This window comes from Planotetraspora phitsanulokensis (assembly GCF_016863295.1).
GTDB classification, from domain to species: Bacteria; Actinomycetota; Actinomycetes; order Streptosporangiales; family Streptosporangiaceae; genus Planotetraspora; species Planotetraspora phitsanulokensis.
The window spans coordinates 39,643-53,160 of sequence record NZ_BOOP01000019.1; the positions used below are offsets into that span (position 1 = coordinate 39,643).

Sequence of the window (13,518 nt, forward strand, 5' to 3'; positions counted from 1 at the left end):
CGGCGCCGGCCGGGCGAGCGTGAGTTGCCGGCCTGGACGGGGTGAGGCGAACCCCGCCCCCACCGTGTCCAGACCTTGAGGCGGCTCCATCGCCCACGACAAGGCGCCGGCCGCCTCCAGGGCGGTGCCACGCGATCTCTTTCGGTCGCCGAAAGTCGACCTGACTGCGCTTATCACTCAGTCAAGTCGTAGCTTGTCAATAGGGACCGAGAGAGGCCTCTCGGTGAGTTCTTCCGCGCTCGGCGCCAGGTGACCACCCTTGATCAGGTCGGCCTCATGGGTGTCGACGGCAGGCAGACGCAAGGGAGGACGAAATGACCGCCTTTTACGCACTGCTCGCGGCCTTGGGCGCCGGCATGGCGTGGCTGGCGACGAGCATCCGCGTCGTCGAACAGTTCGAGCGGGGCGTCGTCTTCCGGTTCGGGCGGGTGATCCCCGCGATCCGCGAACCGGGGCTGGCGATGCTCGTGCCGGTCGCCGATCGTCTGCACAAGGTCAACATGCAGATCGTCACGATGCCGGTGCCCGCCCAGGACGGCATCACCCGCGACAACGTGACGGTCCGCGTGGACGCCGTCGTCTATTTCAGGGTCATCGATCCCGTACGCGTGACCGTCGACGTGCAGGACTACGTGTCCGCCATCGGCCAGGTCGCCCAGACCTCGCTCCGTTCGATCATCGGCAAGAGCGACCTTGACGACCTGCTGTCCAACCGGGAGCAACTCAACCAGGGCCTGGAACTGATGATCGACAGTCCGGCGGTGGGCTGGGGCGTGCACATCGACCGCGTGGAGATCAAGGATGTGGCGCTGCCCGAGTCGATGAAGCGGTCGATGTCGCGCCAGGCCGAGGCCGAGCGTGAGCGGCGAGCCCGCGTCATCACCGCCGACGGCGAACTGCAGGCCTCAGCGAGGCTGAGTCAGGCCGCCGAGGCGATGGCGGACCATCCGGCCGCTCTGCAGCTGCGCCTGCTCCAAACCGTGGTCGAGGTGGCCGCCGAGAAGAACTCGACGCTCGTGCTGCCCTTCCCCGTGGAGTTGCTCCGGTTCCTGGAAAGAGTGACACCCGGTGAGGTCGAGCAGCCGGCCGACGCCACCACCACGCCGTCTGAGCCAGCGTCCTCCACGGACAACGGCCTGTCGATTTCGCACGCGCCGCGCATGCCGGGCCTGCGCGACGTCGATCAGCCGCCGTCCCTCGGCGGACGATCCACTCGGTAGGTCTCCGTCCCGGGGAGGACGCATGTCGCCGATGAGCGAGCCGGCGATCTGTTCGGCGAAGGGCTGCCGGGCGGCGGCCATGTATGCCGTGGTCTGGAACAACCCCAAGATCCACCCGCCCGAGCGGGAGAAGATCTGGATGGCCTGCGACGCGCATCGCCAGTGGCTCGCCGACTATCTCGCCGTGCGCGGTTTCCTGCGCCGGGTGGACAGGCTTTAGGCGTCGCCCTTCCGTGGGCGCCGCCCGCCTCCGTTCCGGACGATCCACAGGATCGCCTGATGGATCACTATGCCCACGAGGGCGTTGAGCACCGCCAGTCCGGCCGCGCCCAGCAGGGCCCAACCAGGTCTGGCCGCGTCCGAGGCCACGAGTACGACCGGCCAGACGACGGCGGCGGCGAGTAGCGTCGAGCGCCACCAGCGCCCGAACACCAGGCCGAGAAGGATCATGGTTGGTATCACGGTTCACGCCCCCTGGGATGATCCCTGACACCTTCATCATGGCCTGGCCGTACGGGCCTCCGCCACGAATCACAAATCGTTCGGACGTTCACCAATCCGATGATCCCGACAACTCCGAATTTCAATTCCCAGCGTCTAGAGTCGTGGCGTGAGCGCAGAGTGCGTGCCGCACCCCCCGAACCGTGGATGTCCGACGCCGGCCGTGAGCGGATCACGGAAGGGTCACCCCCGGCCTTCGGCGGGGGCCGGCTCACTCAGGAGGAGTTCGAGCAGCCGCGCGGCGCCGCTGTGGACATGTGGGTGATCAGTGCGAAGACGCGGCATGCCGCCGCGGAGCACGGCCGGTGACGTCACGCCGACGTCCCTCGCGTTCCCCTCGGGCGCCGGCCCGCCGGCCCGCCGGCTGAGACCAGTGCCCGCGTCGCCCGACCCCGAGGACCCGCACCACGCGTATGGAGGAGTTCATGGCCGCAGGCCCGCTGTTGCCGGGAGATCCACAGAATCTGGGAGCGTTCCAGATCGTGGCACGCCTGGGCGAGGGAGGGCAGGGGATCGTCTACGAGGGACGGTCCGCGTCCGGCGAACGAGTGGCGATCAAGGTCCTCAAGGGTGGCGCGGATCCGGACACCCACCGGCGGCTGGCCAGGGAGCTGGAGTCGGCCCGCCGGGTGGCGCCCTTCTGCACGGCCCGGGTGCTGGCCGCCGATCTCGACCGTCCGAACCCCTACGTGGTGAGCGAGTTCGTCGCGGGACCCTCACTGCAGGACCGGGTGCGTGACAGCGGGCCGCTGCGGGGCGGCGACCTCGACCGGCTCGCCGTCGGCACGGCTTCAGCCCTGGCGGCGATCCACGGCGCCGGCGTCGTGCATCGGGACTTCAAGCCGGCCAACGTGCTGATCGGCCCCGACGGGCCGCGGGTGGTCGACTTCGGCATCGCCCGGCCGCTCGACGCCGACACGGCGCCGTCGGCGTTGTCGGGCACGCCGCCTTACATGGCGCCCGAGCAGCTCAAAGGGGTGCACGGGTCTCCCGCCGCCGACGTGTTCGCCTGGGCCTCGACCATGGTCTTCGCCGCGACCGGCCACTCGCCCTTCGGCGCCGACACCATCGCGGCGGTCTTCAACCGCATCCTCACGGAGGAACCCGACCTCACGGGCCTGCCTGAGGGCCTGCGCGGCGTCCTGTCCGCCTGCCTCGCGAAAGACCCGCGGTCACGCCCGTCGGCCCGCTCGCTCCTGGTCAGCCTGGTCGACCCCGGAGCCCCCATCGTCTCGGTTCCCGACGTCGGCCCGGTCCCCACCGCGTACGTCCCCTCCGGCTGGTCCCAGCCCGGTCCCGCCATGCACGGCACCGCCGTTCAGGACCCGGCCATCGAGAGCCCGATCTCATCCGGCCCCGCCGCGACCAGAGTGCTTCCGGCCGACCTGCCGGCGCCCACACGCCGTGATCTCGGCATCGGCGACACCACGCCCTCGGCCGCACCGTACGGCGAGCACGCCGGCCGGAAGGCGAGGCGGGTGGTCGTTCCGGTGGTCGGCGTCGCGGTCGTGGCTCTCGCGGTGGCCGGCGTGCTTTACGCGAAGGGGCTGATCGTCGACACGACCACGGCCGAGCGTCCACGCGTCCAGGCGGGGGCCACGACCGACGATGACCGGACGGCCACGTCCGAGTCGGACTCGGCGCCTCCCCCGGCCACCTCCACGGACACAGCCACGGACACGTCCACGACCTCGCATGTCTCCTCGCCGGGTGTCTCGTCGGGGCCGTCCGCGATCGCGGCGGAGGGGATCACGACGGGCTTCGCGGGAACGTGGACGGGACAGATCGAATCTCAGGACGATCGCAAGAAGACCGTCGACATCACGATCACCCTGCCCCCAGGACGGTCAAGCGGGACATTCGTACGAGAAGGCTGCGAGCAGCAGGCCACGCTCACCCGCGTCAGGAGCGACACCGAGCTCGAGATGGAGGTCGCCCAGAAGGATCTCTGCGTGGGCGGAGGCGTGTCCCTCACCCTGAACGATCCCAGCACGCTCGAGTACGAGGGCCAGGAGGGCGCGGGCTCCCTGACGTACCGCGGGAGCCTGCACCGCTCCTGACCTCGTTCAGCCGGCGCGCACGATCTGGAAGGAGTACGTCCCGGTCTTCGCCGCCGGTGATCTGACGACCAGGGCGTAGCGCTCGCTGCCACCCGAGAGCTGGAAATCGATCTGGTTGCCGCACAGCGGGGACGGCTGCCGCGGATCCGCGATGCTCTTCTCAGTCGCGCTGTAGAGCTCGATGTCGATGCCGGTGCACGCGTCGCCGATGACCTGGATGGCCTTGGCGCCGTCGGCGTCGAACTCGAAACGGTCGATCCGGCCCGGGACGTCCAGCTGTCCCGCTCCGACGGGGCTGTCCTCGCCGATCTTCAGGCCGATCGCCGCGGGGAACGTGCGGACCTTCACCGTCGCGATCCGGAAGCTGTACGGCCCGATCACGTTGGGGTCGCCCCAGACCTCCAGCCGGTATCCGCCCGCCTTGGTCAGCTTGACGGCGAGCGAGGTGCCCGCGGTGAGACTGGTGCCGGCGAAGCCGACAGGTTGGTCGTCGACATCGGAGAACACCTGGAACTGGATGCCGTCACCCTCCATGTCGGCGACGTGGAACTCCCGGGCGTCGCCCAGATCCAGCGTGAACTTGTCCCGCTGCCCGGCGCGAGTCAGTTCGGCCGAGACGGTGCTGCCGTCGACCAGCGTCCCACCGGGGTCGACGGCCGACGAGGCGGTCTGCGCGCCACCGGACTCCGCGGGAGCGGGGGTGCTCTCCGCCTGGTTCAGCGCAGGAGCGGGCGTGCTCTCCGCCGGGGCAGGCAAGCTCTCGACCGGTTCGGCGCTCACACTGCTGGTGATCTGTACCGGGGGGACGTCGGCGCTCTTGACCTGGCCGCTGGCGAGACCGCATCCGGTCACGACCGTCAGGGAGAGGACGAGGAGCGCGCAATACCGAGCCGGCGCGAGACGCACGGGGGAGTTCTTTGCCATGTCAACCATTCTTCGGAGCCACGCTTGCAGCCGGGTTGCCTGACGCTTTCCACCTCTCGAACACGGATGTCCGAGTTCGATCATCTTTCCCGCCCGACGGGCGGCGATCAATGGCGATTCGTCAGACGGGGATACCCGAGAGGTTCCATAACGCTGTCGGCAAAGAGGCCGGCATTCAGGACACCTGGCCGGGCAGGGGGTCCGGCAGTGTCTTGCACGCGGCGACGAACCCGAGCCGGCGCGGCACCGGCACGACGCAAGGAACGGCCGTCACCACTTCCGCTTCCCTGGATCGATCAGCGCTCAAGAGGCGCAGCGCACCCAGGTCTCCGTCCCCATGCGCCGCCCGGGCTGCCCGGCTGAGACGTTCTCGTACATCGTGAAGCCGCGGTCGAGGCCGGTGAGGCGCAGCAGTTCGACCACGCGGTGACGGGGTGCGGCCAGGCCCATGGTGATGCCCCTCGCTCTGGCGCGTCGTTGGATGCCGACCAGGACGGCCAACCCGGTGACATCGCAGAACGACACCCGGGACAGGTCGCAGATGAGCAGGCTCGTGCTGCGTCGCATGGTGCGGAGCAGGCCTTCACGCATAGCGGGACTGGTGAAGATATCGATCTCCCCATCCAGCTCGATGACGGTGGCGACAGAAGCTCCGGTCAGAGGCCCTCGGGAGCCGGCGACGCCGGGGAGGGGTGATGCGATGCGGCAGATGTATGTCGGCGCCATAATCGACTGACCTGTCTCGGTCACATAGAGAAACCGAAGTTGTTTTTCGCCTCGGGCGACGCCGACCCGGATGCCAACGCACGAAATTTCCGCGGTGACACCTAACCTACCCCCTCAGGCACCTGAGCGCTTCCGCCGCAGGTGGCAACCCCTCCAGATGACCTTCCAAAGGCGACCGAAGCCACCGCTGGGACATTTCGCGCCCCAATAAAGAATGATATTCCGAGCGAATCGCCATCGCCGTCATACGAAATCGGACGCTCGGCCGACCGGCCCGGATCCAGCGGCCACCCTCGAAGGTAAAGCGGCTCACAAGATCCCCGGCATAGGCAGGGCAGCTACCTGCCGGGTGATCGGTGACATACAGCCAGCCAGGGTACGTTCACCCTGATATCAGGCAATTCGCGCAATCACGACGTGGATGGGGATCATGGCCAACAGCGAGCCCACGTGCGAGCTCCACCTCCGGATGGCCGGTCAGCCACACGACGTGACCCTGCGACTGCACGGCGACGAGCCGACCGAAGACGATGTCGCGGCGTGGATGAAAGAGGGTTCGGTGATCCGGCTCCACATCTCCGAGACCGGAAGCCGAGTTCCGCACACGATGCTGGTGAACTTCTCCAGCGTCGCCTTCGCCTGGCTCGTGCCGTACAAGGCAGGCAGAGGCGTAGACCTCTGAACCGGCTGCCGTGACCGCGAAGCCCCGGAGAGGCACGGCCTGGCTCCGCAGCCTCCAGCGCGAGGGCGCCGCCCGACGAGATCCCATAGAGGCGCCGATCCGCCTACTTCGGCGATGAGCGCCTCGATGTCCTCGATCCATCGGTCCAGGGCGTACGGTCCGATGGCCGAACGCCGGACGTTCACCCGCTGACGTGGTCGTCCAGCATCAACATGACGTGCTCGTACTCCCCGTGCGTGACCGTGTCGACGGGCCTGAAGCCGCACCTGCCCAGCAGCCGGACCGAGCCGGCGTTGTCCTTGTAGGGATCGGCGTAGAGGGGCCGCGCCTTCTCCTGCTCGAGGAAGAGCGTCAGCGCCCTGGTGCCGACGCCCCGGCCCCAGAACTCGCGGCCGAAGACGTATCCGATGAAGCGCCTGTCCTGCTCCCACCAGGCCACGATGTTGCCGGCCGGCGTGCCGTCCACGGTGACCGTCTGCACGAAGACGGTCGGGTCTCCAAGCACTCGGGTGGTCCAGTGGTTCATGAACGCCTCCCGTTCCCTGGGAGTGAACTTCGACCTCCGGACCGTCTCGGGGTCGTGCTCGTGCTCGAAGAACAGGCTCAGATCTGCTTCGTCGACATCTCTCAGCCGCACGTCGTCGCTCATGTGAGCGAGTCTGTCAGCGGGGACCGACAGTTCGGCCCCGGCCTGCTCAGCGATAGCCGGTCACGTCCGCGGGCCTGCCCGCGTCCTGCACCTCCACCATGTACCGCCACGCGTCGGGCCGGCTGCCGTCGAGGTCGGTGAACCCGTAGACCTGCGCCAACTCGCCGCTCGACAGGGACCGCCCGTTCCAGCGGCCGACCTCGGGATCGGCGGCGAGCGCCGCGACCGCCCTGCCGACGTAGGCGGGGGTCTCCGAGATGGCGAAATGCGGTTGTATCGCCAGCGCGTCACGCCAGTCCGCCTCGGTGACGCGGTAGGCGTCCAGCATGATCTCCGAGCGCATCCATCCCGGTGTGAGCGACACGGCCGTCCCGCCGTACGGCTCGAGCTCCTTGGCCTGGGCGAACGCCATGCGGTTCACCGAGGTCTTGGCGAGGTCGTAGAAGAACGAGATCCGGTAGTTGTCCGCGTTGTACTGCGCGGTGCCGTCGGTCATCTCGACGACCAGGCCGCCCGGGTTCCTGATCAGCAGGGGCAGCGCGTGGTGGCTGGTGATGATGTGGGTGTCGATCGCCAGCCGGAGGATGCGCAGGCCCGTGTCGAGCGAGTGCTCCCACAGCTTCTGATCCCAGCTGAACAGCGACTCGCCACCCCAGATGTCGTTGACCAGCACGTCGAGGCGGCCCTGCTCGGAGTCGATGCGCTCGACCAGCCCCTTCACCTGGTCGGCCTCCAGATGGTCCACCTGCACGGCGATTCCCTCGCCTCCCGCCGCGGTGACCAGCTCGGCCGTCTCCTCGATCGTCTCCGGCCGGTCGATCTCCGAGCGCTGCTCCCGCGTGCTGCGCCCGGTCACGTAGACGGTGGCTCCGGCGGCGCCGAGCTCCACCGCGACACCACGGCCGGCTCCGCGCGTCGCCCCCGCGACCAGCGCGATCTTTCCGTTCAACGGTCCGCTCATGACCCGATGGTCGCATCCGGGTCCGACAGAACCTCCCGGTTCGCGCGGGACGGCATCGTCTAGGCTGCGCTCCGTGGCCGAACCCCACCTGCCAGAGACGCTGCCGGAGACGCTGCCGGACACGCTTCCGGACACGGCCTTCCGCCACGCCGACGGCGCGGTGGTCGCACTGACCGCGCCGAACGCCGGCGTCCGGGAGTTGCCCGCGTCGATCGCCACCCTGACGACGCTCCGCCACATCGACCTGGACGGCAACGAGCTGACCCGTCTCCCGGCCTCCATTGTGGAGTTGTCCCGTCTGAGGACCCTGCTGCTCTACGGCAACCGCCTGACGGAGGTTCCCCCGGAACTCGGGCGCATCACGTCGCTGCGCGACCTGAGTCTCGGCCGCAACGCGCTGACCGCACTGCCCGCGACCATCTGGAACCTCACGGGCCTGCGCTCACTCAATCTCGCGGAGAACGAGCTCACCGAGATCCCGGACGCCCTGGCGAACCTCGTCGAGCTGTCGATGCTGGACCTCGGGCACAACCGGCTCGGTCGCCTGCCGGACGCGATCGGCGACCTGCCGCGGCTCACGGGTTGTCTCTATCTCAGTGACAACGGCCTGACCACGGTGCCCGCGTCGCTGGGACGGCTGAACGTGCTCGATTACCTCAACCTCGCAGGCAACCGCATCGCCACGCTGCCGCCGTCGATGGGCGACATGGCGGCGCTGCGCGAGCTCCGTCTCTACGACAACCTGCTCACCACGCTGCCTGACACGTTCGGCCGGCTCTCGCGGCTGCGGGAGCTTCACCTGAGGGGCAACCGGCTGACCACGCTGCCCGACTCCGTCGGCGACCTGGGCGAGCTGCGCCACCTCGATCTTCGCGACAACCCGCTCGAAAGGCTGCCCGCGTCCGTCGGGCGGCTGAGCCGCCTCACCCACCTCGACCTGCGCGCCTCCCGGCTGACCGAGTTGCCCGACGGCGTGGGGGCGCTGCCCGCCCTGGAGAAACTCGATCTGCGGTGGACCAAGCTGCACCGGCTTCCCGGCTGGATCGACTCTCTGCGGCACCGCGGGTGTGCGGTGCTCCTGTAGCGGAGGCGTGCCGTACATCCCTCACATCGTCGACGGACGTGTGTCCTGCACCCGCACGGGACGTCCCGGCCTCGCGCAGCAGGCCGAGCACCTCCAGCGCCGTACGGGTGTCCAGGGCGCCGGTCGGCTCGTCCGCGAAGATCATGGCCGGGCGGGTGACGAGCGCGCGGGCGATGGCGACGCGCTGCTGCTGCCCGCCGGACAGCTCAGCGGGCCGGTGGCCCATCCGCCCCGTCAGCCACACCCTCTCGATCACCGAGGTGACGAGGGCGTCGTCGGCCCGGTGACCGCCCAGCCGGAGCGGCAGCGTGACGTTCTGCAGGACCGTGAGAGCGGGCAGCAGGTTGAACCCCTGGAACACGAAGCCGACACGCTCCCGGCGCAACCGGGTGAGCGCCTTCTCCCGCATCCCGGTGATCTCGCGCCCTTCCAGGGTGACCGATCCCGAGGTGGGCCGGTCCAGCCCGGCCGCGCAGTGGAGGAACGTACGGCCTCCAGCCGGACCGCGTCTGTGTTCTCCATGAACGGCAGCGTGGCCGTACGCGCTGACAGGTCCAGCACCGTCGGCTGACAGTGCGGGCACGGGCCTGACCGGGGTGCGCCTCAGAGCGCGAGGGCCATAAGGATCTCGTCACGGTCGTCTCCGGGCGCGATCCGCAGGGCGCCGGGCCACCGGCCGATCTCCTTCCAGCCCAGTCCGCCGTAGAAGTGCTCGAGCCCGACGCCGCCCCGCGCGGCGAGGTGGAGCTGTTCGAGGCCCATCTCGTCGCGTGCCACGTCTTTGAGGCGGTTCATGAGCGCGGCGCCGAATCCTCGGCGGCGAAACGCGGTGTGCGTCTGCACGTGGTGGACCGTCCCCCAGTGCGCGACCAACGGGTTGAGGTCCCTGCGGACGTTGAGCCACCCCGCGAGCACTCCGTCGACGGTGGCGAGGAGGAGCCGGCTGCGACGGGGGTCGAGGCCGGAGATGATCCGGTCGGCCACCGCCGCGACCTCGTCGAACGTGACGGGAGGAAACGGGAAACCGGCCGCTCCTCCCGCGTTGCTCACGACGACCCAGCAGTCGACCAGTTCCCGCCTCAGCTCGGACGACATCTCGTTCTCGCCGGTGATCTGCGAGAGCACCGGAACTCCTTCGTCCACCATGGCCGACACCCTCTCAGACGGCTCTCCGGGAGGCCGACCTGCCTCCTGCCGTCTCGGCCACGGGAACGGTCAGCGCAGCTCGCCGTAGAAGGTGCGCAGGTCGTCGGCGAGCACGCCGGGCACGATGTGGGCGGCGTAGTGGCCGCCGCGGTCGTACGACTTCCAGTGCACGATGTTCTTGTGGTCGCGCTCGGCGAACGTGCGCATGGACACGAAGTCGCCGTCGAACATCGCCAGGCCGAGCGGGACGGTGGTCGGCCCCTCGGGGTGCTCGGCGTGCGCGTCCTCGTAGTAGAAGCGGGTGGCCGACGTCGCGGTGCCGGTCAGCCAGTAGAGCATCGTGTTGGTCAGGACGAAGTCGGGGTCGACGTCAACGGTGTCGCCGAAGAGCTGCGCGTTCCAGCCCAGCAGCCCGACCGGCGAATCGAAGATCGCGTACGACAGCGTCTGCGGCTGCTGCGAGTGCAGGGTGTTGAACGACATCTTGTTGTCGTAGAACCACTGCAGCACTTCCAGCGCCTTCTGGTCCTCCGGGGTGATCTTCTCGAACTCGGCCGGATCGCCGGACGGGAACGAGAAGATCTGAGTGACGTGCACTCCGACGACATGCTCGGGATCGAACCGCCCGACCTCGGGCGAGACGAACGATCCGCCGTCGTTGCCGACGGCGCCGTAGCGGTCGTAGCCCAGCCGCCGCATCAGCTCCGCCCACGCCCTGGCGGTGCGGTACCGGTTCCATCCCTTCTCCCGGGTCGGGCCGGAGAAGCCGAAGCCGGGCAGTGACGGGATCACCACGTGGAACGCCTGCGCCGGGTCCTCGGGGTCGGTGAGGGGCTCGATGACCTTCAGGTACTCCACGATCGAGCCCGGCCAGCCGTGCGTGAGGATCAGCGGCAGGGCGTTCTCGTGCCGCGAACGGACGTGCAGGAAGTGGATGTTCTGCCCGTCGATCTCGGTGGTGAACTGCGGGTACCGGTTGATCTCGGCCTCGTGGGCGCGCCAGTCGTACCCGTCGCGCCAGTACTCGGCGAGCTCGCGCACGTAGTCCACCGGGACGCCGTAGTCCCAGCCGGCGCCCGGGATCTCGTCGGGCCAGAGGGTGCGGTCGAGCCGGCTGCGCAGGTCGTCCAGCTGAGCCTGCGGGATGTCGATGCGGAAGGGCCTGATCTCGGTGTTCTCGCTCATGACCAGTACGCTACGGACCCTTCCGGTCAACCTCTGTCCTAAAGTCCTGGCAGGCTTGAGAACATGTTGGAGACCTCGGCGCGGCTGCTGCGTCTGCTGTCGTTGTTGCAGGCCAAGCGGGACTGGTCCGGCGCGGCCCTCGCGGAGCGGCTGAACGTGAGCGAGCGGACCGTGCGCCGCGACGTCGAGCGGCTGCGGGACCTCGGGTATCCGGTGAACGTGACCCGGGGCACCGACGGCGGCTACCGATTGGGCGCCGGCACCGCCATGCCGCCGCTCCTGCTCGACGACGACGAGGCGGTGGCCGTGGCGGTCGGGTTGCGCACGTGTGCCCGAGGCGGCGTCGCCGGCATCGAGGAGACCTCGGTGCGAGCGCTCGCCAAACTGGAACAGGTGCTGCCCTCCCGGCTGCGGTACCGGGTCAACGCGCTGCAGACCTACACCGAGCCCGTGCCCGCGGACCGTCCGGGCCCGGTGGTCGACCCGAGCGTGCTGACCGCGCTCGCCGCGGCCTGCCGCGACCAGGAGCGGCTGCGGTTCGACTATCGCGCCCACGACGGATCGACAGGCGTCCGGACCGTCGAGCCGTACCGGCTCGTTTCGTGGGGCCGCCGCTGGTACCTCGTCGCATGGGACGTCGACCGCCAGGACTGGCGTACCTTCCGGGTCGACCGCGTCGAACCGCGCACCCCCACCGGCCCGCGCTTCCCGCCGCGCGATCCGCCCGAGGGCGGCGCGGCCGCCTACGTCGCACAGGGGGTCTCGGCCGCGGCCTGGCGCTACCGGTCACGAGTGGTCGTCCACGCGCCCGCCGAGGTCGTGACCGAGCGCATCAACCCCGCCGTCGGCGTCGTGGAGGCCTTGGACGGGCACACCTGCGTGCTGCACACCGGCGCGGACGGCCTGAACACGATCGCCGTCCACCTCGGCATGCTCGACCTGGACTTCGAGGTCACCGAGCCCCCGGAACTCGTCGAGCACATGCGCGAACTCACGGCCCGCTACGCCCGCTCCACCGCCGCGAAGGACGATCCGCCTACCTCGCCGTGATCCGCACGGCATGGGCACACGCCGCAGGTGCGTTCAGCCCTCGGGCGTGAGCGCGTACGGCGTCTCGCGATCACGAGGTGTCGCCTGCACGGGAGGCCGCGTCCATCGTCGGCCGAGGCGCTGCGCCGGGGCCTCGATGAAACGGTGGGTCAGGTAGCCGAGCGGCAGCAGGATGAGGAAGAACACCGGCAGATTCGGGCTCACCCGCAGCAGGAGCGGGTGCAGCAGATACAGGGAGAAGCTGATCACCCCGATGTGGGCGAGCCATCGGGGGAACCGCCGGCGCCGCAGCGCGAAGACGGCCGCGAAGAAGGCCGCGGCCAGCACGATCGCGGGCGCCCAGCCGGGGTCGTGCTTGGCGAACACCCCACACGCCAGGACCGTCAGGACGGCGGCGACGGCCGTACGCTTGCGGATCGTGCCCTGCTCGGCCCGGTACACGGCCGTGCCGGCGAACATCATGCCCAAGATCGTCAGGCCCTGCCAGGCGCCGATCCGGCTGCCGAAGATCACCAGCGCCAGGCCGAGGAGGCCGCCCGCCACCGCGGCGACCGTACGCGTCGTGCCGCGCGCCGCCACCGACACGATGACCGCGACGACGACCGCGACGACGAACAGCGCGGCGACCAGGTCGGCGTGGCCGCTGATGGCCGGGCCCGGGAGCAGGAATCCGAGCGGCACGGCCAGCAGTGCCAGGCCGATCGCGATCGGCGCCGACCGTTGTGACTGCCGCAGGGTGAACAGGCCGACCGTCAGCAGGTAGAACGCCATCTCGTAGGAGAGCGTCCACACCACGTCGATCACGGGAGTGACGCCGAGCAGTTCCTGCAGCATCGTCAGGTTGCCCAGGGCCACCAGCGGCAGAGGCCGCGTGCTCAGGGCGGGGCGAAGGGTGTACGCACCGAGGTACGCCAGAAGGAAGGCCAGGCACATCGCGGTGAGCAACAGCGGGAGGAGGCGGAAGGCCCGGCCGATCCAGAAGGCCCGAAGGTCGCCGCGACGCTCCAGGGACGCCGGGATGATGTAACCGCTGACCAGGAAGAAGACGAAGACGCCCCAGGTGCCCACATCGATCCTGCCGTCCACGTGCGCCCAGATGCCGGGCGCGAAGGTCCAGGCCGAGTGGTGCAGCGCGACGGCCAGCGCGGCGGGTCCGCGCAGGGCGTCCAGCCAGGCCAGCCGGGCCGGCTGAGCCGTCCGGGCTGTCCGGGAAGGGGTCGAGGCCACCCGCCCGACTTTAGGCGATGGTCGCCGGCCGCCGGACAGGTCTCCAGGCAGGAGGCTTCTCCCCTGTGGCCGTGTCGCCGCGTGGGGCGAGCCCCGGCAGGCG

General features: G+C 69.5%; 15 protein-coding genes and 1 pseudogene. 7 read left to right on the plus strand and 9 right to left on the minus strand.

The window, feature by feature from the left end; translation table 11 throughout:
* The first annotated feature begins 314 nt into the window (after nt 1-314).
* Nucleotides 315-1,220: a slipin family protein gene (locus Pph01_RS20150; RefSeq protein WP_204074674.1), complete on the plus strand. Its 906-nt coding sequence runs from the start codon at nt 315-317 to the stop codon at nt 1,218-1,220.
* A gap of 22 nt (nt 1,221-1,242) precedes the next feature.
* Complete coding sequence (locus tag Pph01_RS20155; RefSeq protein WP_373315678.1) at nt 1,243-1,440, plus strand: hypothetical protein; 198 nt, start codon at nt 1,243-1,245, stop codon at nt 1,438-1,440.
* On the opposite strand, the gene Pph01_RS20160 is transcribed toward Pph01_RS20155, so the two are convergent.
* The gene (locus tag Pph01_RS20160) at nt 1,437-1,670 is read right to left on the minus strand and encodes a hypothetical protein (RefSeq protein WP_204074675.1); all 234 of its coding nucleotides are present in this window, start codon (nt 1,668-1,670) and stop codon (nt 1,437-1,439) included. The two genes, Pph01_RS20155 and Pph01_RS20160, sit on opposite strands and share 4 nt — an antisense overlap.
* 171 nt (nt 1,671-1,841) lie before the next feature.
* Here Pph01_RS20160 and Pph01_RS20165 point away from each other — a divergent pair, with 171 nt between their 5' ends.
* Nucleotides 1,842-2,030, plus strand: coding sequence for a hypothetical protein (locus Pph01_RS20165; protein ID WP_204074676.1), 189 nt, complete (start codon nt 1,842-1,844; stop codon nt 2,028-2,030).
* A gap of 116 nt (nt 2,031-2,146) precedes the next feature.
* Nucleotides 2,147-3,781 carry a serine/threonine-protein kinase gene (locus Pph01_RS20170; protein WP_204074677.1) on the plus strand — a complete coding sequence of 545 codons (1,635 nt, stop codon included), beginning with the start codon at nt 2,147-2,149 and terminating at the stop codon, nt 3,779-3,781.
* Nucleotides 3,782-3,787: 6 nt separating this feature from the next.
* Here the strand turns inward: Pph01_RS20170 and Pph01_RS20175 are convergent, their stop codons facing one another.
* Together Pph01_RS20175 and Pph01_RS20180 are read right to left on the minus strand one after the other, a co-directional pair.
* Nucleotides 3,788-4,705: a hypothetical protein gene (locus Pph01_RS20175; protein WP_204074678.1), complete on the minus strand. Its 918-nt coding sequence runs from the start codon at nt 4,703-4,705 to the stop codon at nt 3,788-3,790.
* A 303-nt stretch (nt 4,706-5,008) separates the two neighbouring features.
* Complete coding sequence (locus Pph01_RS20180; RefSeq protein WP_204074855.1) at nt 5,009-5,431, minus strand: STAS domain-containing protein; 423 nt, start codon at nt 5,429-5,431, stop codon at nt 5,009-5,011.
* 430 nt (nt 5,432-5,861) lie between these two features.
* Here Pph01_RS20180 and Pph01_RS20185 point away from each other — a divergent pair, with 430 nt between their 5' ends.
* Entirely contained in the window at nt 5,862-6,113 is a 252-nt protein-coding gene (locus Pph01_RS20185; protein ID WP_204074679.1) for a hypothetical protein, read from the plus strand.
* Nucleotides 6,114-6,294: 181 nt separating this feature from the next.
* On the opposite strand, the gene Pph01_RS20190 is transcribed toward Pph01_RS20185, so the two are convergent.
* Nucleotides 6,295-6,762, minus strand: coding sequence for a GNAT family N-acetyltransferase (locus Pph01_RS20190; RefSeq protein ID WP_204074680.1), 468 nt, complete (start codon nt 6,760-6,762; stop codon nt 6,295-6,297).
* Nucleotides 6,763-6,808: 46 nt separating this feature from the next.
* Nucleotides 6,809-7,723, minus strand: a complete 915-nt coding sequence (locus Pph01_RS20195) for an SDR family oxidoreductase (RefSeq protein ID WP_204074681.1) — start codon at nt 7,721-7,723, stop codon at nt 6,809-6,811.
* A gap of 73 nt (nt 7,724-7,796) precedes the next feature.
* Between Pph01_RS20195 and Pph01_RS20200 the strand changes: the two genes are divergently transcribed.
* A complete protein-coding gene (locus Pph01_RS20200; protein WP_239116864.1) occupies nt 7,797-8,807 on the plus strand; it encodes a leucine-rich repeat domain-containing protein in 1,011 nt (336 codons plus the stop codon).
* A gap of 181 nt (nt 8,808-8,988) precedes the next feature.
* On the opposite strand, the pseudogene Pph01_RS42850 reads toward Pph01_RS20200, so the two are convergent.
* From Pph01_RS42850 to Pph01_RS20215, 3 genes and pseudogenes are all read right to left on the minus strand, one after another.
* Nucleotides 8,989-9,390 (minus strand): annotated as a pseudogene (locus Pph01_RS42850) (ATP-binding cassette domain-containing protein); the annotation flags it as partial.
* 20 nt (nt 9,391-9,410) lie between these two features.
* Nucleotides 9,411-9,953, minus strand: a complete 543-nt coding sequence (locus tag Pph01_RS20210; protein WP_204074684.1) for a GNAT family N-acetyltransferase — start codon at nt 9,951-9,953, stop codon at nt 9,411-9,413.
* Between the two features lie 69 nt (nt 9,954-10,022).
* Nucleotides 10,023-11,138 carry an epoxide hydrolase family protein gene (locus Pph01_RS20215; protein ID WP_204074685.1) on the minus strand — a complete coding sequence of 372 codons (1,116 nt, stop codon included), beginning with the start codon at nt 11,136-11,138 and terminating at the stop codon, nt 10,023-10,025.
* A 63-nt stretch (nt 11,139-11,201) separates the two neighbouring features.
* On the opposite strand from Pph01_RS20215, the gene Pph01_RS20220 reads away from it, so the two are divergent.
* Nucleotides 11,202-12,188, plus strand: coding sequence for a helix-turn-helix transcriptional regulator (locus Pph01_RS20220; RefSeq protein WP_204074686.1), 987 nt, complete (start codon nt 11,202-11,204; stop codon nt 12,186-12,188).
* A 33-nt stretch (nt 12,189-12,221) separates the two neighbouring features.
* Here Pph01_RS20220 and Pph01_RS20225 read toward each other — a convergent pair whose 3' ends face one another.
* The gene (locus tag Pph01_RS20225; protein WP_204074687.1) at nt 12,222-13,415 is read right to left on the minus strand and encodes an acyltransferase family protein; all 1,194 of its coding nucleotides are present in this window, start codon (nt 13,413-13,415) and stop codon (nt 12,222-12,224) included.
* Between the last annotated feature and the right edge of the window lie 103 nt (nt 13,416-13,518).

Coding starts and splice junctions, on each gene's coding strand:
- Pph01_RS20150 (WP_204074674.1), top strand. CDS start 315: ATGACCGCCTTTTACGCACTGCTCGCGGCCTTGGGCGCCGGCATGGCG.
- Pph01_RS20155 (WP_373315678.1), top strand. CDS start 1,243: ATGTCGCCGATGAGCGAGCCGGCGATCTGTTCGGCGAAGGGCTGCCGG.
- Pph01_RS20160 (WP_204074675.1), bottom strand. CDS start 1,670: ATGATCCTTCTCGGCCTGGTGTTCGGGCGCTGGTGGCGCTCGACGCTA.
- Pph01_RS20170 (WP_204074677.1), top strand. CDS start 2,147: ATGGCCGCAGGCCCGCTGTTGCCGGGAGATCCACAGAATCTGGGAGCG.
- Pph01_RS20175 (WP_204074678.1), bottom strand. CDS start 4,705: ATGGCAAAGAACTCCCCCGTGCGTCTCGCGCCGGCTCGGTATTGCGCG.
- Pph01_RS20180 (WP_204074855.1), bottom strand. CDS start 5,431: ATGGCGCCGACATACATCTGCCGCATCGCATCACCCCTCCCCGGCGTC.
- Pph01_RS20185 (WP_204074679.1), top strand. CDS start 5,862: ATGGCCAACAGCGAGCCCACGTGCGAGCTCCACCTCCGGATGGCCGGT.
- Pph01_RS20190 (WP_204074680.1), bottom strand. CDS start 6,762: ATGAGCGACGACGTGCGGCTGAGAGATGTCGACGAAGCAGATCTGAGC.
- Pph01_RS20195 (WP_204074681.1), bottom strand. CDS start 7,723: ATGAGCGGACCGTTGAACGGAAAGATCGCGCTGGTCGCGGGGGCGACG.
- Pph01_RS20210 (WP_204074684.1), bottom strand. CDS start 9,953: ATGGTGGACGAAGGAGTTCCGGTGCTCTCGCAGATCACCGGCGAGAAC.
- Pph01_RS20215 (WP_204074685.1), bottom strand. CDS start 11,138: ATGAGCGAGAACACCGAGATCAGGCCCTTCCGCATCGACATCCCGCAG.
- Pph01_RS20220 (WP_204074686.1), top strand. CDS start 11,202: ATGTTGGAGACCTCGGCGCGGCTGCTGCGTCTGCTGTCGTTGTTGCAG.